The 17,165-nt window shown below is 54.7% G+C and carries 14 protein-coding genes and 1 other annotated feature; of the genes, 10 read left to right on the top strand and 4 right to left on the bottom strand.

From position 1 onward, the window contains the following. Nucleotides 1–58 precede the first annotated feature (58 nt). From rplK to rplL, 10 genes are all read left to right on the top strand, one after another. Entirely contained in the window at nt 59–565 is a 507-nt protein-coding gene (gene rplK / locus NFR25_RS00070) for a 50S ribosomal protein L11 (RefSeq protein ID WP_251197215.1), read from the top strand. An 88-nt stretch (nt 566–653) separates the two neighbouring features. Then, the gene (gene rplA, locus NFR25_RS00065; RefSeq protein WP_251197214.1) at nt 654–1,358 is read left to right on the top strand and encodes a 50S ribosomal protein L1; all 705 of its coding nucleotides are present in this window, start codon (nt 654–656) and stop codon (nt 1,356–1,358) included. A gap of 138 nt (nt 1,359–1,496) precedes the next feature. After that, nucleotides 1,497–2,105 (top strand): HEAT repeat domain-containing protein, encoded by a 609-nt coding sequence (locus NFR25_RS00060; protein ID WP_338024364.1) that lies wholly within the window; start codon nt 1,497–1,499, stop codon nt 2,103–2,105. Nucleotides 2,106–2,190: 85 nt separating this feature from the next. Continuing rightward, entirely contained in the window at nt 2,191–3,273 is a 1,083-nt protein-coding gene (locus NFR25_RS00055; protein ID WP_251197212.1) for an isocitrate/isopropylmalate dehydrogenase family protein, read from the top strand. Nucleotides 3,274–3,324: 51 nt separating this feature from the next. Then, nucleotides 3,325–5,970, top strand: a complete 2,646-nt coding sequence (gene acnA, locus NFR25_RS00050; RefSeq protein ID WP_251197211.1) for an aconitate hydratase AcnA — start codon at nt 3,325–3,327, stop codon at nt 5,968–5,970. Between the two features lie 107 nt (nt 5,971–6,077). Continuing rightward, nucleotides 6,078–7,361 (top strand): 2-hydroxyacyl-CoA dehydratase subunit D, encoded by a 1,284-nt coding sequence (locus NFR25_RS00045; RefSeq protein ID WP_251197210.1) that lies wholly within the window; start codon nt 6,078–6,080, stop codon nt 7,359–7,361. Then, nucleotides 7,358–9,016: an acyl-CoA dehydratase activase gene (locus NFR25_RS00040; RefSeq protein WP_251197209.1), complete on the top strand. Its 1,659-nt coding sequence runs from the start codon at nt 7,358–7,360 to the stop codon at nt 9,014–9,016. The genes NFR25_RS00045 and NFR25_RS00040 overlap by 4 nt, the downstream gene beginning before the upstream one ends. 9 nt (nt 9,017–9,025) lie before the next feature. Further along, nucleotides 9,026–10,789 carry a Tat pathway signal sequence gene (locus NFR25_RS00035; protein ID WP_251197208.1) on the top strand — a complete coding sequence of 588 codons (1,764 nt, stop codon included), beginning with the start codon at nt 9,026–9,028 and terminating at the stop codon, nt 10,787–10,789. A gap of 269 nt (nt 10,790–11,058) precedes the next feature. Continuing rightward, nucleotides 11,059–11,201: a sequence feature (ribosomal protein L10 leader region), on the top strand. Nucleotides 11,202–11,258: 57 nt separating this feature from the next. Beyond that, on the top strand, nt 11,259–11,780 hold the full coding sequence (rplJ, locus tag NFR25_RS00030) for a 50S ribosomal protein L10 (protein ID WP_251197207.1): 522 nt from the start codon (nt 11,259–11,261) through the stop codon (nt 11,778–11,780). Between the two features lie 98 nt (nt 11,781–11,878). Next, the gene (gene rplL, locus NFR25_RS00025) at nt 11,879–12,262 is read left to right on the top strand and encodes a 50S ribosomal protein L7/L12 (RefSeq protein WP_251197206.1); all 384 of its coding nucleotides are present in this window, start codon (nt 11,879–11,881) and stop codon (nt 12,260–12,262) included. A 343-nt stretch (nt 12,263–12,605) separates the two neighbouring features. On the opposite strand, the gene NFR25_RS00020 is transcribed toward rplL, so the two are convergent. The 4 genes from NFR25_RS00020 to NFR25_RS00005 form a co-directional block, all read right to left on the bottom strand. Further along, complete coding sequence (locus tag NFR25_RS00020) at nt 12,606–13,418, bottom strand: Rossmann-like and DUF2520 domain-containing protein (protein ID WP_251197205.1); 813 nt, start codon at nt 13,416–13,418, stop codon at nt 12,606–12,608. Between the two features lie 36 nt (nt 13,419–13,454). Continuing rightward, entirely contained in the window at nt 13,455–14,735 is a 1,281-nt protein-coding gene (locus tag NFR25_RS00015) for an ArsB/NhaD family transporter (protein ID WP_251197554.1), read from the bottom strand. A 390-nt stretch (nt 14,736–15,125) separates the two neighbouring features. Next, nucleotides 15,126–15,686, bottom strand: coding sequence for a beta-class carbonic anhydrase (locus NFR25_RS00010; RefSeq protein WP_251197204.1), 561 nt, complete (start codon nt 15,684–15,686; stop codon nt 15,126–15,128). A 120-nt stretch (nt 15,687–15,806) separates the two neighbouring features. Then, on the bottom strand, nt 15,807–16,745 hold the full coding sequence (locus NFR25_RS00005) for a nitronate monooxygenase (RefSeq protein WP_251197203.1): 939 nt from the start codon (nt 16,743–16,745) through the stop codon (nt 15,807–15,809). Nucleotides 16,746–17,165: the final 420 nt, after the last annotated feature.

Below are 17,165 nucleotides of genomic sequence, written 5' to 3'. Positions count from 1 at the left end.
CTCGTAGAAACGCTTTGTCATAAGGTAATGAAACTATTCAGTTGAAAGGAACACTGAAGTGGCTGAAAAGAATGTAACGGGCTTTGTTAAGCTCCAGATTCCTGCCGGTGGCGCAAATCCTGCTCCTCCTGTAGGTCCTGCATTGGGTGCCCAGGGTGTTAACATCATGCAGTTCTGCCAGGCGTTCAACGCTGCTACGCAGGACAAGGCGGGCACTATCATCCCGGTCGAGATCACGGTCTATGAAGACAAGACCTTCGACTTCGTCCTGAAGACCCCTCCCGCAGCCTTCCTCATCAAGGAGAAGCTTGGCCTGAAGAGCGGCTCTGGCATTCCTCAGATCCGCAAGGTAGGCGAACTTTCTCTTGATCAGCTCCGCGAGATCGCAGAGATCAAGATGCCCGACCTCAATGCGAACACCATCGAGGCTGCAATGGAGATCATCGCTGGTACCGCTCGCTCTATGGGCGTTAACATCGAAGGCCGTGAGCCTAAGAAGGAATACGTCATCACTCGTCGCCTCAAGGCTATCCTCGATGGCGAAGGTGCTGGCGCCGCAGAATAATCGTTGATCAAGCGCACTGGTTAAGGCTAAGGTGCGTGAATATGTGGCAGAGAATCTTCTCGTCATGACCACGAAAGGAATTTGATCCATGGGTAAGAAATTTGATGAAGCTCAAGCGAAGGTCACTGAAGAGCTCTATGCTCCGCTCGAGGCACTCGCACTGGTGAAGGATATCGCCTTCGCCGACTTCGACGAGACCGTTGAGATGCACGTTCGTTTGGGCATCGATACGCGTCAGGCGGACCAGCAGCTCCGCGGCACCGTAAGCCTGCCGAATGGCTCTGGCAAGACAGTTCGCGTGGCAGTCTTCGCAGAGGGCGATGCTGCTCGTGCTGCAGAAGAAGCAGGTGCGGACATCGTTGGCTCTGACGATCTGATCGCTGATATCCAGGCGGGCAAGATCGACTTCGACGCTACCGTTGCAACTCCCGAGATGATGGCCAAGGTCGGTCGTCTTGGTCGTATCCTCGGTACGCGCGGCCTGATGCCGAATCCTAAGCTCGGCACCGTTACTCCTGATGTCGCCAAGGCTGTCAAGGAACTCAAGGGCGGCCGCGTGGAATATCGTGCAGACCGCTATGGCATCTGCCACGTCATCATCGGTAAGAAGAGCTTCACCCCCGAACAGCTTGCAGAGAACTACGGCGTGGTCTTCGACGAGATCCTGCGCATGAAGCCTGCTGCAGCAAAGGGCAAGTATGTGAAGTCCGTTACGGTCACTTCCTCCATGGGCCCGGGTGTTCCTGTCGATGGTTCTGTGAATCGCGCTTACACCACACCTGCTGCTGAATAAGCATCATTACCACAATGACTTTGAAAAGCCTCCATTGCCTGGAGGCTTTTTCATTATGGGGACAAGCAGGGGTATAATTGAAGTTCAGCAATCTTGCTATCCTTGGGATAGCTGTGTAATGGACCGATCGAGTAGGAGATGTGCGTGAGCGAAAAATCAGAGACCATCAAAGAGACCGCCCAAAAGGCTATCGAATCCAAAGAGACCATGGATGCGCTCATCGAAGACCTCTCTGGCTCTTCGCGCAGAGCACGTCAGAATGCTGCTGCGGTGTTCGCTCAGATCGCGAAGATCGATCCAGAGGTGCTCGTCCCTTATCACGATGATTTCATCGATGCCCTGAAGCGTCCTGAAGCTCAGACCCGCTGGGAAAGTCTTGAAGTGCTCACCACGCTCGTACCTTCTGTTTCCAAGAGCTGCGAAAAGGCTTTGCCCGATGCGGAAACAGCGCTCTTCGATGAAGAGAGCGGCTTCGTACGCTTGGCTGCTGTGCGCTTCTTGTGCAAGCTCGGTTCCACCACGGAACTGCGCTCCGAAAAGGTATGGCCGCTGCTCGATGAGGCTATTCAGTGCTACCACGGCGACTACGAATATCAGGACATGCTCATCGCGCTCATCGGATTCTCTGAAGGCAAGATCTCGAAGGACGTGAAAGCAGGTCTTAAGGATCGCATGGCCTTCGACGCTGAAAAGTCCAAGGGCGCGCTCAAGCGTCGTAGTCAGCAGATCATCGACAATCTTGGCTAAGCGCATTCGCGCTCGCGCATGCTCGCTTCATGGTGAGCATGTTGCGTATTGAACCGTTCATTTCTACTTCCAAGGAGACAGGAATATGGCAAAGCATACCGTTACGCTCATCCCTGGCGATGGCATCGGCCCTGAGACTACCGCAGCGATGCAGCGCGTGGTCGAGGCTGCAGGCGCAGACATCGAGTGGGAGGTTGCCGAAGCAGGCGCTCATCTGATGGAGGAATTCGGCACACCACTGCCACCAGCCACCATCGATGCGGTCCGCAAGAACAAGGTGGCCATCAAGGGCCCTGTTACCACGCCCGTCGGCACGGGCTTTCGAAGCGTGAACGTGGCGCTTCGCCAAGCGCTCGACCTGAACGTATGCTTGCGTCCCGTGCTCTCCATCCCTGGTGCAGGTGGTCGCTATGAAGACGTTGACCTAGTCATCGTTCGCGAGAATTCCGAAGACCTCTATGCAGGGATCGAATTCGAAGAAGGTACCCCTGACGCACTCGATCTGATCGACTTCATCGAAGAAAAGGGCGCGGGTACCATCCGTAAGGATTCGGGCATCTCCATCAAGCCCATCTCCAAGACCGCGTCGCGCAACATCGTCGAATATGCTTTCGACTATGCCGAGAGGCAGGGTTATAAGAAGGTCACTGCTGCTCACAAGGCGAACATCATGAAGCACTCTGACGGTCTGTTCCTGCGCACGGCGCGAGAAGTGGCTGAAGAGCATCCCTCCATCGAGTTCAATGACAACATCATCGATGCGTTTTGCATGAATATCGTCATGGATCCTTCGCAGTTCGACGTCATCGTATTCCCGAACCTCTATGGCGACATCGCCAGCGATCTGTGCGCTGGTCTGGTGGGTGGCCTTGGTATTGCGCCAGGTGCGAACATCGGTCCTGAGTACGCCATCTTCGAGGCGGTCCATGGGTCTGCCCCTGACATTGCGGGCAAGGATGTTTGCAACCCCACCGCAGAGATCCTCTCTGCTGCGATGATGCTCGACCATCTGGGTGAGCAGGACATCGCCGCGAAGATCCGCGCTGCTGTGCGCAAGGTCTATGCCGATGGCAGTGTGCTCACTGCTGATATTCGCAAGGCAACGGGTTCGAACACCGCGCCAGCAAGCTGTACCGAATTCACGGACGCTGTCATCCAGGCGCTGTGATCGATCGTCTTTCGCAATGACCATCATCCGATCTATTCAAAAGGAGCATGCATGAACAACCGAGCTGATGTTCTCAAGGTGGGCGATAAGAGCTACACCTATTATCCTGTTTCCCAGGTCGAAGGCCATGCAGCCTTGCCCTATTCGCTCACGGTCCTGCTCGAGAATATCTTGCGCAACGCTCGCAGCGACGAAGAGGCCAAGATGCTCTCGCAGCGCTTGGTCGAAGCGGGCACCAAGGGCGTAACAGGTGAAGAGATCGAATTCAGCCCCGCCCGCGTGCTCTTCCAGGATTTCACGGGCGTACCCGTCTTCGTGGACTTCGCGGTCATGCGTGAGGCATGCAAGGAACTGGGTGGTGATCCGAAGAACATCAACCCGCAGGTTCCGTGTGACCTGGTGATCGATCACTCGGTCATCGCTGATGAATCGGGATGCCCCAGTGCGCTCGAGACCAATATGGAGCTGGAATTCGAACGCAACAAAGAACGCTACGACTTCCTGAAGTGGTCGCAGGAGTCTTTCCAGAACGTGCGTATCGTGCCTCCTGGATCGGGTATTTGCCACCAGTTGAACATCGAACGCTTCGCTAGCGTGGTCATGACCCGCGAAGAAGCACAAGAGACCATCGCTTATTTCGATACGCTCGTTGGCACCGACTCCCACACGCCAACTGCTAACGGCATCGGCGTGCTTGGTTGGGGAGTGGGCGGCATCGAGGCAGAGGCTGCTGCGCTCGGCCAACCCATCACCACGCTCGTCCCGCGTGTTATCGGTGTGAACCTGGTAGGTTCGCTGCCTGAACATGTCAGCGCTATGGACCTTTCGCTCACCTTCGCGCAGATGCTCCGTGCTGAAGGTGTGGTCGGCTGCTTCGTCGAAGTCTTCGGTGAAGGTGTTCAGAGCTTGTCTGCTACTCAGCGCGCGTGCGTTTCGAACATGACCCCCGAATACGGCTCTACGTGCACCTTGTTCCCGGTCGATCAGCAAACGCTCGACTATCTGGCTCTTACGGGCCGCAGCCCCGAACAGATAGCGCTCGTGGAAGCTTATGCGAAGGCTCAAGGTTTCTGGGGATATGCCGATGCGGCTCCGCGCACGTATGCGAAGGTGCTCACCCTCGATCTTTCTACGGTGAAGCGCAGCCTTGCTGGTCCTTCGCGTCCGCATGACCGCTTCGATCTGGACAAGGCTTACAGCAACTTCCAGTCCATCTGCTCTGATCGCGGCTTGGATCTGAATGATAAGGTCGAGGTCGACTTCCTTGGTAAGAAATATGACCTCACCCATGGCGCTCTGGCCATTGCCGCTGTTACCAGCTGCACCACCGCAACTGACGCATCGATGATGCTGGCGGCAGGACTCCTTGCACGCAATGCAGCTGCTAATGGTCTGAAGCCCAAACCTTGGGTCAAGTGCATCCTTGCGCCTGGCAGCCGTGCTACCGAAGATATCTTGAACAAGGCAGGGCTCATCCCTGGCCTGCAAGATCTTGGTTTCTACACCTGCGGTTTCGGTTGCATGAGTTGCATTGGTAACTCGGGCCCTGTCTATCCGCAGATGCACGGCATCGCCGACACCATCGAACTTGCCAGCATCCTTTCAGGCAATCGCAACTTCGATGGACGCATCTCGCCTGATGTGTCCCAGAATTATCTTTGTGCTCCTGCGCTGGTCATCGCCTATTCGCTCGTTGGCACCATGGACTTCGATTTCGAAACCATGCCCATCGGTACCAATGCAGAAGGCAAGGAAGTGTTCTTGCGTGATATCTGGCCAAACGATGAAGAAGTTGCCAAGCTCTTAGCGCAGTGCTGCACCAAAGAGACCTTCGATGCTTCCGCGGCAGACCTGTTCACTGGCGATGAGAAGTGGCAGGCGCTCAGCAAGGAAGCCAGCGATACTTTCGCCTGGGATCCTGAATCCACCTATGTGCGCCGTGCACCGTATTTCAACGGCATGTCCAAGACCCCTGTGGCACCCGAACAGATCAAGGATGCGCGCGCGTTGCTGAATGTGGGCGATTTCATCACCACCGACCACATCTCGCCAGCTGGTGCCATCGCGCTCGATTCACCTGCGGCGCGTTATCTTGAAGACCACGACGTGCTTCCTCAAGACTTCAACACCTATGGCGCTCGTCGCGGTAACCATGAGGTCATGATGCGCGGTACCTTCGCCAACGTGAAGCTGATGAACAAGCTCGCTGAAGGCAAGAAGGGCGGTTGGACCAAAGATTTCCTCGACGACCAGATCAAGGCTGTTTGGGACGCTGCGGAAGATTACATGGAAAACGATATCCCGCTCGTGGTGCTTGCAGGCAAGATGTATGGTAGCGGCTCATCGCGTGACTGGGCAGCTAAGGGACCGATGCTCCAAGGCGTACGTGCAGCATTCGCGGAAAGCTTCGAGCGCATTCATCGTTCTAACCTTATCGGTATGGGCATCCTGCCGCTGCAATTCGAAGAAGGTCAGAGCGTTGAAACGCTCGGCCTTGATGGTTCGGAGACCATCACTATCGCGCCGATCGATTTCTCGCAAGGGCTGTCGAATCCAGCTGTGGTAGGAGTCAAGGCGGTCAAGCCATCGGGCGAGACCATCGACTTCAACGCTGTTGTGCGCATCGATACGCCAACCGAAGGCGATTATTACTACAACGGCGGCATCCTGCAATACGTATTGCGTTCGCTCGCTTAGATCAGCACTGAAACCTTGGTTACGGGGGCTTTCTCACCCAAGCCTGCAGTGAGACGTGGGTAGAGAAGCCCTTGTTGCCATTCTGGACCTATCAAGAAAGAAGGGTCATGCCATCTCCTTTCATCAAAAGACTGGGGCAGGTCATCCAAAGGCAAACGGTCACATCGCCCGATAGGGCTCGTGCGCTCTTGATGGCGGCCTATTCCTGGGTGAATCTTGCGGGAAAGTTCCAGATGAGAGGTGATGTGCGCGCGGCTACCGAGCGTGTGAACGGTGGCATTGCTGGCACTATCGTCGATTCGTTTCGCCGTCCGCAGAATGCGGTGATGGTGAACATCTTCATGCCCTGCGAGCTCATCCATGCTATGGGTCTGGTGCCGATGTTCCCTGAGGGGCTTTCGGCCTACATCGCTAATACGGCGTGCGAAGAAGTGTTCGTCGAAGCATCCGAAGCCAACGATATCGCTGAGACCTTTTGTTCGTATCACAAGCTCATGATGGGCGTTGCAGAAACGGGCGTGATGCCGCGGCCGCTCATGATAGCCAACACCACGCTCATCTGCGATGCGAATCAGCTTTCATTCCCACGCCTAGCGAACTATTACGATGTTCCTCATTACGTTATCGATGTACCAAGCGAACAGAGCGAAGATTCGGTCAGGTACGTTGCTGATCAATTCTATGAGCTTGCAGCCATGCTCGAAGACTTGAGTGGGCGTCGTCTCGATCCTGAGTCGCTTCGTGAAGTGATGGTACGCTCGCGCAAGACCATCGAGACGTACCAACGCGCGTTGGCTCTGCGTGGCAAGGTGAGCCTCGATACCACCATGACAAGCGAACTGTGCGCCATGATCTCGACCCATATCATGCTCGGCCGTCCTGAAGCTTTGCGCTTCATGGAAGACCTGCTCAAGGCATCAGAAGCGGCTCTGCCACGTGGCAAAGAAGATAAAGTGCGCCTTTTCTGGATCCATACGCTGCCGAACTGGCAGGATTCCATGCGCGCTATCCTTGACGCTGCGCCACAGTGCGAACTGGTAGGTACCGATATCGCCTCCGAATCCATCGCACTGCCCGACCCCGATCATCCTTTCGAGACCATGGCTCGTCGCCTGGTCTATGGCTCCATGAATGGTCCCGCGAAGCATCGTCTTGAGCTCGCTCTTGAACAGGCTAAAGACGCCAATGCTGATGGGGTAGTGGTGTTCTGCCACTGGGGATGCAAGCAAACGCTGGGAATCTCCCAGATGGCCAAGCATTTCTTCGAGCAAGCAGGTTTGCCTACGCTCGTGCTCGATGGCGACGGATGCGATTCGCGCAATGTGGCTGATGGGCAGATGGTCACCCGCATGAATGCCTTCATCGAACAGCTGAAAGCGGTACGCGCATGATCCACTACAGTTGCAAATACGCTCCTATCGAGCTCTTCGCTGCTTTTGGTATCGATGCCTGTTTGCTCGATCAAGAAGAAGAGAACTTCGAACGCGCTGAGAGCCTGACCCATGCGAATCTGTGTTGCCATGCCAAATCGCTCATCCAGCAAAGCTTGGACAAGAGCGATGTGATCATCATGGATTGTTGCGATTCCCTTCGCCGCGTCCATGATGTGCTCGATTTCGAAGGAAGGCAGGAACACCTCTATTTCTTGGACTTGCCCCACGAGAACAATGGCTGTTCACGTGAATTGTTCGCAGGTTCGCTCGTGAAGCTTGCGCGTGAACTGGAATCCCAAACGGGTAAGCCCTTCGACAAGCAGCGATTCTTCGAAGCTTGTGCGCAAGCGTCTTGGGAATTCCCCCAAGAAGATTTCATCGCGTTGCTTGGCGGCCGCGTGAGCCCCGAACTGCAGCGCTCCATCGAAAACGAGATGAGCTTGGCGGTGGTGAATCTTACGTGTTGTGGTAGCCGCGGGCTTGAGCCATTGCCTGAAGATGCCGCCGATATGGACCTCGATTCGCTCATGGCTTGGTATGCCTATGCGCTGCTTCGCATGGTCCCTTGTATGCGCATGACCGACGTGACTGGCCGTCGTGTGCTGCTCGAGGACCCACGCCTGAAGGGCATCATCTACAATACCGTGAAGTTCTGTGATTTCTACAGCTTCGACTATGCGGCACTCAAAGACATGACCGCCTTGCCGATGCTCAAGATAGAATCTGATTACATGCCCATGGCATCCGGCCAGCTCTCCACCCGTTTGGAAGCGTTCTCGGAAAGCTTGGGCCTGCCCGCGAAGCAACGAAGCGAGAAAGTGCACAACATGCAAGGAAAGTATTTCGCAGGGATCGACAGTGGCTCGACCACCACGAACATGGTCGTGCTCGATGGGTCGGGAGAAGTGGTCGCCAGTGCCATCGTGCGCACTGGTCCTAAGGCTGAACGTGGAGCGCGTGAAGCGCTCGAAGCGGTATGCCAGCAGCTCGGTGCCACCCCGGACGACTTCGTGGCCATCATGGCAACGGGCTATGGCCGCGACAACATCCCGTTCGCTACCGACACCAAGACCGAGATCAGCTGCCATGCTCACGGTGCCCATCACCTAAATCCTGCCATCCGCACCATCGTGGATATTGGTGGTCAGGACAGTAAGGTCATCTGCCTTGATGCTGATGGGGAAGTGTCGAATTTCATCATGAACGATAAGTGTGCCGCTGGTACAGGTCGCTTTTTGGAGATGATGGCGCGTTCGCTCGAGCTGGATATGGATCAGATGTCCACCCGTGGCCTTGACTGGAAGAAGGATCTTACCATTTCCAGCATGTGTTCTGTTTTTGCAGAATCAGAGGTAATTTCGCTCATCGCGGACAATCACTCCGATAATGATATCGTGCACGGCTTGAACAAATCCATCGCGTCGAAGACCGCCTCGATGGTCAAGCGTGCTCGCGGCGAAGCTCCCTTCATGATGACGGGTGGCGTCGCGCGCAATGTGGGCGTTGTCCAGGAACTTGAATCGCGTTTGGGTGATTCGCTCTTCATCACCGAATCACCTGATCTGTGCGGCGCTTTGGGTGCGGCACGTTATGCATGGGAAGAACAACAGTAAGGAGCCTGCGTGGATTCTCAGCAGCAAGGACCGATCAACTGGTCCGATTTCATCAAACAAGCGAAGGGCTCGGGCGCGAGCGCCGATTTCGAGCGCGTGAAAGCTCGATTCTCGCATATGAAGAAGCGCACGATCATCATCGGTGTCGTGGTCTTGCTCGCTATCATCGCACTTGCTTATTGGTGGTTCCATCCTCCTATCAACATCCACAGTATCGATCTGTGGGGCTTCCTTATCCTGGTGCTGGTGGTGATCACCTTCGTCTTGTATGTCTTTAGGCAGATCTACAAGACTGGCATGGGTAAACGAGAAGCCAGCCCTAAGAAGGAGAAGCTCTTCACGCGCCTGATGATCATCCCTATCGCTATCGTTATCATCGGTGCAGGTGGTTGGGTTGCTTCCCAGTCTTTCTTCCCTGGTAATGCCGAGAAATTCTCTACCATCCTTGAAACCACTGATGGCGATTTCGCTACGGATGTTCCTGAAGTGAATTACAACGAGATCCCCTTCATCGACAAGGCATCAGCAGAACTGTTGGGTAACCGCACCATGGGCACCATGGCCGACTACGTTTCTCAGTTCGAGATCTCGCCGCTCTATTCGCAGATCAATTACAAGGGCCAGCCTGTGCGCGTAAGTCCGCTGAACTATGCTGACTTCTTCAAATGGTGGGCCAATCGCGACGGTGGTATTCCTGCCTATGTGATCGTGAATATGACCACGCAGGATACCGAGATCGTGCGTCTGGAAAATCCTATTCGTTACTCCGATTCCGACCCATTCTTCTACAACGTAGATCGCTACGTGCAGCTTAGCTATCCGTTCTACATGTTCGACGAGAAGTCCTTCGAGATCAACGAAGATGGCGAGCCGTATTGGGTCTATCCCGTGCAGAAGCGCACCATCGGTCTATTCGGCGGCACTACCATCCAGCGTGTGGTGCTCTGCAATGCTTCTACTGGCGAATGCCAGGATCTGGCAGTTGACGAAGTGCCCCAGTGGGTCGATCGCGTCTATCCTGCTGAGCTGCTCATCCAGCAATACAACTGGTCAGGCGCTCTTTCTGGTGGCTGGATCAATTCGTGGCTCGGTCAAAATGGCGTGAAGCAGACCACACCTGGTACTGATGGCAAGAATGGATTCAATTACATCGCGCAGGATGACGACGTGTGGGTCTATAGCGGCGTTACCTCGGCTACGGCCGATAACTCCATCATCGGCTGCGTCATGATCAATCAGCGCACGGCTGAATCGAAGTTCTATGCAGTGGCGGGTGCTACCGAAGAGTCGGCGATGCACTCGGCTGAAGGTCAGGTGCAGCACCTGAAATATGATGCCACCTTCCCGTTGTTGCTCAATGTGGATGGTCAACCCACCTACTTCATGGCATTGAAGGACGATGCTGGCCTGGTGAAGATGTATGCCATGGTCGACATCCAGCGGTATCAGAACGTCGCAGTAGGCGATACGCTTGCAGCGACCGAGAAATCATATGAGTTACTGCTGGTGAACCAAGGAATCAATACGGGTGGCACTCCTGCCACGGCGAACCCAGGGGAGGGTACGACCAGCGGCACCATCGCCTCGATATCGCCAGTGGTCATCGATGGCAATTCGCACTATTACCTCATCCTTGATGGTCAGCAAGCCATCTTCGACTGCCCAGTAGCCAGTGTGGTTGACGTAGTCCGCTACAAAGTAGGCGACGTAATAGTCCTTCATCACGGCGCCCTAGAAGGAAACGTCGTAGTGGTAGATGCCATCGGCGAATAACGGGGACGGGTTCAAATCTGTCCGGGACGCTTTGGGGACAGGTCCCGTTTTGTCCGGGGTACTTTTGAGGCAGTGCAGCGCATGAGTGTAGACAAATTGGGGGCGTAGCCCTTTTTGTCTACACGAACAACGGAGCGGATAAGTTATGCACGATCACCTTGCAGTCACAGCACCCCAGAAGGCTTCCATACCGTTCGCGTTCCGCATTCACAACTTCCCTTGACGGGTATGGTGCGTACTGAAATAATAGATAAGCTTTCTTAAGCATAGGAATAACTGTTCCGCTACCCAAGACAGCAGGTACGTATGTTTAATTGCGTAAGCAGCCCGCCGAGGTGGTTATGATGAAAGTTCTTTATGGCTTTGTCGACCCCTGCTGTCATGGACACAGGGGTCGTTTCTTTTCAGAATTCGATCCACTTTGAAGAGGAGCGGAACCCGAGTTTTGAAAAGAAGGAGGTGCAACTGAATGCCAAGCGTAAAGAACACTGAAGCTCTGCAGGAGATCAAGAACGATCTCACTGATGTTCAAGCAGTCTGGGTCGTCGACTATCGCGGCCTTACTGTTAAGGAGTCTCAGGGTCTGCGTCGCAGCATCCGTGAATCTGGTGCGATCATGAAGGTCTACAAGAACACCCTCATGGAGATCGCGCTCAAGGAAATGGACATGCCCGAAATGGGTGAGATCCTCTCAGGTCCTTCCGCATTCATCTTTGCTGATGGTGACCCCGTGGCTTCTGCGAAGACCATCCGCGACTTCGCCAAGGATAACGAAAAGCTCGTTATCAAGGGCGGTATCATGGACGGTTCGTTCGTGGACGCTGCAGCAGTCCAGAAGATCGCTTCTCTTCCCTCGCGCGAAGAGCTCATCGCGAAGCTTCTTGGTTCGCTTCAGAATCCGATGTCTCAGATCGTCCGTGTGCTCAATGGCCCTATGGAGTCGTTTGCACGCACGCTCGGTGCCATCGCCGATCAGAAGAATGCAGCCTAGTTGCTGCCTAGCCTACGGGCTGAATCGGGCAGCGCAAGTTGCTCTTGGAAATTGTTAGAACTGCCGATAAGGCGCAAAAGTTAAGAAGGAGTCATACAATGGCTGTATCTCGCGAAGAAATCGTAGAAGCACTGAAGGAAATGCCTGCTCTGGAGCTTTCCGAACTCGTTAAGGAACTCGAAGAGGTCTTCGGCGTTTCTGCTGCTGCACCTGTTATGGTTGCTGGCGCTGCAGGCGCTGCTGCTGGCGGCGAAGCTGGCGGCGAAGAGAAGTCCGAGTTCGACGTTGTTCTCGAAGGCTTCGGCGACAACAAGATCGCTGTTATCAAGGCTGTCCGTGAGATCACCGGTCAGGGCCTGAAGGAAGCTAAGGAGCTCGTCGAGGGCGCACCTGCAACCATCCAGGAAGGTGTTGCTAAGGACAAGGCTGAGGAAATGAAGGCATCCCTCGAAGAGGCTGGTGCAGCTGTTACCTTGAAGTAAATTCACGGTACACCGTTTCCTGTGATCAACTCACAGCATCAAAAAGAGCTCGCCTCGCGAGCTCTTTTTGATTGGGGACGGGTTCATTTCTGTCCCGGACAAAAAGGGGACAGGTTCAGATTGGGGATCCGTTGGGGTGCTGTGGCTGCAAGGTAAGGATGCATAACTTACCCGCTTGCGCTGTTCGCCCTTTGGGCTCATGCGGTCGCTCTCCAGTATTGTTACGCGAACCCGCTTTTAGCGGGTTCTTTCTTTTTAAGATGGCTATGCGAAGTAAATTCTGCGCCCTTGCCCTGCATCCGCAGCACGCGTACTTTGCGCAAAGACAAAGTGTAGTGCCCACTTATTTACGACCGTGTTTGCGACCAGCTATGTCAAGAAGGGTTTCGTTCAGCAGCTCGTAAACTTCACGTGTTTGCCCGTCAAGGCAAGAAAGGTGCTTCTCGATGGTCTGCATATCACCACGCTCTGCAGGACCCGTAAGAGAAGCGATCACACCATCGTGCGCGATATGTTCGGCGTTGCCAAGAAAAAGGGGAGCGAGCGCTTGTTCAGCATTCTCTGATGAAAAACCACAGCGCTCCAATTCATTGCAAGCCAACTGATAGAGTGCCACCACCTGGTTCGAAGCCAGCACGGCAGCAGCGTGGTAGCGCACCTTCTCAGCAGGGTCGATCACCTGGACCAGATTGCCTTCATCGCGAATGAGCGCGACCATCTCGGTCAAATGAGCATCATCGCCTTCGATCGCGAAGAACGCTTTGGCAAGCTCTTGATAGGTATCGAACTTCGAAGCTACTGCAAAGAGCGGATGAACAGAATAGCCAAGCGCACCTACTGCTTCACGACCAGCGAACACCTCAGAAGAGAGCGCACCGCTACAATGAGCCACGTTCTTGCCCGAAAGGTCTGCTCCGCAGAAGAGCACCTCTTGCCACGTTGCGGCAATTTGCCCGTCAGGAACGGTAAGGAAGATGGTTTCACAGGCGTCTATCAATTCACCCATTGAATCGAACGCTCGAGAACCAGTGAATCTTGCCGCTGCTTCAGCCGAAGCCATCGAGCGGCTCACATACCCAACGATTTCGTTGTGATCAGAAAGATACTTGCCCAGCGAGCAACCAACCTTACCAGCGCCGATGAACCCGATCCTCATAAGACAACCTCGCTTTGGTCGCGTAATGCAAATGCGCTAAGCCAGGACCACGAAGCGCACGACCAGGTATACGCACGCGATCGCGGTACAGAAGATCATGATAGGGAAGCCCACCTTCGTATACTCCATGAAGGAAAGCGGGAAGCCATGTCGTTCAGAGATCGAGGCCATGACAACGTTGGCCGAAGCACCGATGAGCGTACCGCAACCACCCAGGCATGCGCCCAGCGAGATCGCCCACCACAAAGGAGCGATATCAACGCCCGAAGCGCCCATGGTGGTGATGATGGGAATGAGCGTTGCTACCAGCGGGATGTTGTCCAGGATGGACGAGATGATCGCGCTGGCCCACACCAGGATGATGAGCGAAAGTAGCAGGTCGCCGCCCGTCAGGTCCATCATGCCTTCGGCCATCATCTGGATGACGCCCGTTTCAGCCATGCCGCCTACAACAACGAACAAGCCCGCGAAGAACCCGATGGTGGTCCATTCGACCTCACGGATGGTCTTCTCCATGTCGGCACCGCTGATAACCAGCATGATGCCCGCTGCAGCCAGTGCGATAACGCTCGGCTCGATGTGGAAGAATCCGTGTGTTACGAACGCAGCGGCCACGATGATGATCATGACCACGCTCTTGCGGAACAGGCTCTTGTCATGGATCGCATCAGCTTCGACCAGATGCATGACAGCTTCACGCTTGTCATCGCTCACGCCCAGCTTGCGTCCGTACATGAAATAGAACAGCACGCACACTGCAGCCATGATGATGACCACCGCAGGCGCATCGTAGATGATGAAGTCGAAGAACGAAAGATCTGCTGCCGAACCGATCATGATGTTGGGTGGGTCGCCGATGAGCGTTGCTGTGCCACCGATGTTGGAAGCCAGGATCTCGGTGACGAAGAAGGGGATAGGGTTGATGTCCAGCAACAGCTTGCACACCGTATAGGTGACCGGGCCGATCAGCAGGATCGTGGTCACATTATCGAGCAGCGCCGAGAGCACTGCTGTGATGAGCGTGAAGGACAGCATGATGAGCCACGGATTGCCACGCACCAACTTCGCCGACTTGATAGCTAGGTATTCGAAGATACCCGAGCCTTTCACCACGCCAACGAAGAGCATCATACCCACTAGAACACCCAGCGTGTTGAAGTCGATATGCTCAACGCCCGTATCGAAATCGAGGATACCGAAAAGGATCAGCGCTACTGCACCGCACAGTGCAGCGGTCGTACGGTGGATCTTCTCCGATACGATCAACGTCATTACCACAACGAAGATAACGACTGAAATGATCTGAGCAGTTGTCATCATGAGGAAGGTTCCCTCTGTCCGAGCGCACAGTAATATCCATAAGGCTCATATGCGCGATTGTTCAAGGATATATCAGTAGTACTTTACCCCAATTGAGTGCACGCAACTCGTACACAGACCCCCTTAAGCCGCAAACGGCACCGCGCCCCCCCAAAAGTTGTCGTTCTCTGCGGATGTAAGGTGAGGGCACCGAACTCACTCTGAACGCCATCTAATAAAAGAACCCAGCTATGCTGGGTTCCGTAAAATGCATGAGGCAGTGCAGCGCATGAGTCCGAAGGGCGAACAGCGCAACGGGTGAATCCGAGATCCCACCCTGCAACTTCGCTGCTAGCGGAACGGGTAACTTCGGTGACATTACCTTGCAGCCGCAGAGAACGCCGAGTGTTACTCCGTATCGCAATCAACTTCAGTCAGCTTGCCCGTAACGGAATCGATGATGAACCCACGTACAACGATCGACTCAGGGATCAGCGGATGATGGCGGATCAGACTCACGGTCTCGCGCACGCTCTCTTCACCATCTCCGAATCCCGCCAGCCAGCTTTCGAAATCGATGCCGCAATAATGCATCAGCTCGATGTGGTCCTGAGGAACGCCTGCTGCTAGCATATGCTTGATCATCTCAGGTGCGTTCATGTGCTGCGCACCGCAATTGCTGTGTCCTACCACCATCACGTTCTCCACGCCCAGCTCGAAGATGGCTACCAGCAATGAACGGATCACGCTGCCAAAGGGGTGCGAGATAACGCCACCAGCATTCTTGATGATCTTCGCATCGCCATTCTTCAGGCCCAGCGCAGCAGGCAAGAGCTCCGTCAAGCGCGTGTCCATGCAGCTCAGCACCGCAAGCTTCTTCTCGGGATACTTGTCGGTCTGGAATTGTTCGTAGCGTTTCTCCTCGACGAATTCGTCGTTATAAGCCAACACCTCATCGATCGTATTCATGGAAGCCTCCTTCTTTTCCTGCGCATGTGCGTGGTGGGGAACGTGCAGCATGATGTTCCTATAAGAAAAGGCTAGCACGCGCCAGCCTTTTCGCAACTATCGGTTCGTGTCGAACAAGCCCTACCCATAGATCTTCTTGAAATCAGCATAGGCCTGGTCAGCTTCAGCCATCAGGTCGGTGATGATCTTTTTGGTCGGCTTCATCTTCTTGATAAGCCCCGAGATCATACCCGCAGAGAATGCACCACGTTCGATGATGCCGTCACGTGCTGCCGCAACGGTACCGCGGCAGAACTGATCCAGCTCCTCGCTCGAAGCGCCTGCATCGAACTTCTCCCAATATTCCTGCGTGAACGGGCTCTTGATGCAGCGAACCTGCTTCTTGCCATATTCGCCAGTCAATACGGTGTCCGCATCAGCAGCATCGATGACCATCTGCTTGTAAACGTCGCTGATCGGGCATTCTTCCGCAACAAGGAATGCGGTGCCCATCTGAACGCCCACCGCGCCCAACATCAGCGCTGCCATGAAACCTTTGCCATCAGCAATGCCACCCGCTGCGATCACAGGGATGTCAACTGCTTCAGCAACCTGGCGAACCATGGGGAAGGTGCACATCTTGCCAATGTGACCGCCGCCTTCCATGCCTTCAGCTACCACTGCGGTAGCACCCAGATCTTGCATCTTCTTCGCAGCTCGCGCATGCGGGATCAAGCAGATCACCTTGATGCCACCCTCGACCAGGATCGGAACGATCTTTTCAGGGTTGCCTGCACTGATCGTGCAGATCGGTACCTTAAGCTCTACGCACATGCGTGCGCATTCCTCGACGATGTCGCTTTCCATGATCAGATTCACCGCAAAGGGCTTGTCGGTGATCGAACGTGCGATCTCGACCTGTTCTTTCACCCACTGGCCATCGTGCAGGGTCGAGGCGATAACGCCCAGTCCGCCAGCCTCGCTCACGGTCGCGGCGAATTTGCCATCTGAAATATGCGCCATCGCACCTTGGATGACGGGGTATTCGATGCCTAGTACATCGCAAAGTTCTGTTCTCATGGAAGCTCCTTAATAGGTCTTGTGGGGTCTGCTGGTCCGTCGGTCGATATTCTCAACTGATCATGCAACTAATTATAGAGGTACTTGGACACGCAAACGTCTTCAAACTCATAGGTAATGCACGCGATACTGATTCGTTTTCACCTATTCATACCGACCGCCGACAGAAGGAGCTCGTTCGGTCCGTTGGGCGGATCTTTGCTCGACTCGCGTGGCCTCTCGTGGCAGAATGAACGTCGCGTCTTTTCGCGAGGGCTGCCCTTCGGCAGCGTTCACTGGTCGGATTCCTGCATAGCGAATCTTGTACGAACCTGACCGCTTGTGGACGAAATGTGAATGGTAAAAAATAATCCTTGACGCCGCTATCGTGGGCGAGGATAATACTGCCTTGCGCGACTCACGAGACGCGTGGCGTCATCG

Origin of the sequence: Anaerotardibacter muris (assembly GCF_943192915.1) — a bacterium.
GTDB lineage: Bacteria > Actinomycetota > Coriobacteriia > Coriobacteriales > Eggerthellaceae > Anaerotardibacter > Anaerotardibacter muris.
Note: the sequence above shows the minus strand (reverse complement) of the source record. Positions and strands in the feature narration are given on the sequence as shown.

Excerpts from the sequence above, each read along its gene's own strand:
- rplA (WP_251197214.1), top strand. The coding sequence starts at position 654 with ATGGGTAAGAAATTTGATGAAGCTCAAGCGAAGGTCACTGAAGAGCTC.
- NFR25_RS00060 (WP_338024364.1), top strand. The coding sequence starts at position 1,497 with ATGTGCGTGAGCGAAAAATCAGAGACCATCAAAGAGACCGCCCAAAAG.
- NFR25_RS00055 (WP_251197212.1), top strand. The coding sequence starts at position 2,191 with ATGGCAAAGCATACCGTTACGCTCATCCCTGGCGATGGCATCGGCCCT.
- acnA (WP_251197211.1), top strand. The coding sequence starts at position 3,325 with ATGAACAACCGAGCTGATGTTCTCAAGGTGGGCGATAAGAGCTACACC.
- NFR25_RS00045 (WP_251197210.1), top strand. The coding sequence starts at position 6,078 with ATGCCATCTCCTTTCATCAAAAGACTGGGGCAGGTCATCCAAAGGCAA.
- NFR25_RS00040 (WP_251197209.1), top strand. The coding sequence starts at position 7,358 with ATGATCCACTACAGTTGCAAATACGCTCCTATCGAGCTCTTCGCTGCT.
- rplJ (WP_251197207.1), top strand. The coding sequence starts at position 11,259 with ATGCCAAGCGTAAAGAACACTGAAGCTCTGCAGGAGATCAAGAACGAT.
- rplL (WP_251197206.1), top strand. The coding sequence starts at position 11,879 with ATGGCTGTATCTCGCGAAGAAATCGTAGAAGCACTGAAGGAAATGCCT.
- NFR25_RS00020 (WP_251197205.1), bottom strand. The coding sequence starts at position 13,418 with ATGAGGATCGGGTTCATCGGCGCTGGTAAGGTTGGTTGCTCGCTGGGC.
- NFR25_RS00015 (WP_251197554.1), bottom strand. The coding sequence starts at position 14,735 with ATGACAACTGCTCAGATCATTTCAGTCGTTATCTTCGTTGTGGTAATG.
- NFR25_RS00010 (WP_251197204.1), bottom strand. The coding sequence starts at position 15,686 with ATGAATACGATCGATGAGGTGTTGGCTTATAACGACGAATTCGTCGAG.
- NFR25_RS00005 (WP_251197203.1), bottom strand. The coding sequence starts at position 16,745 with ATGAGAACAGAACTTTGCGATGTACTAGGCATCGAATACCCCGTCATC.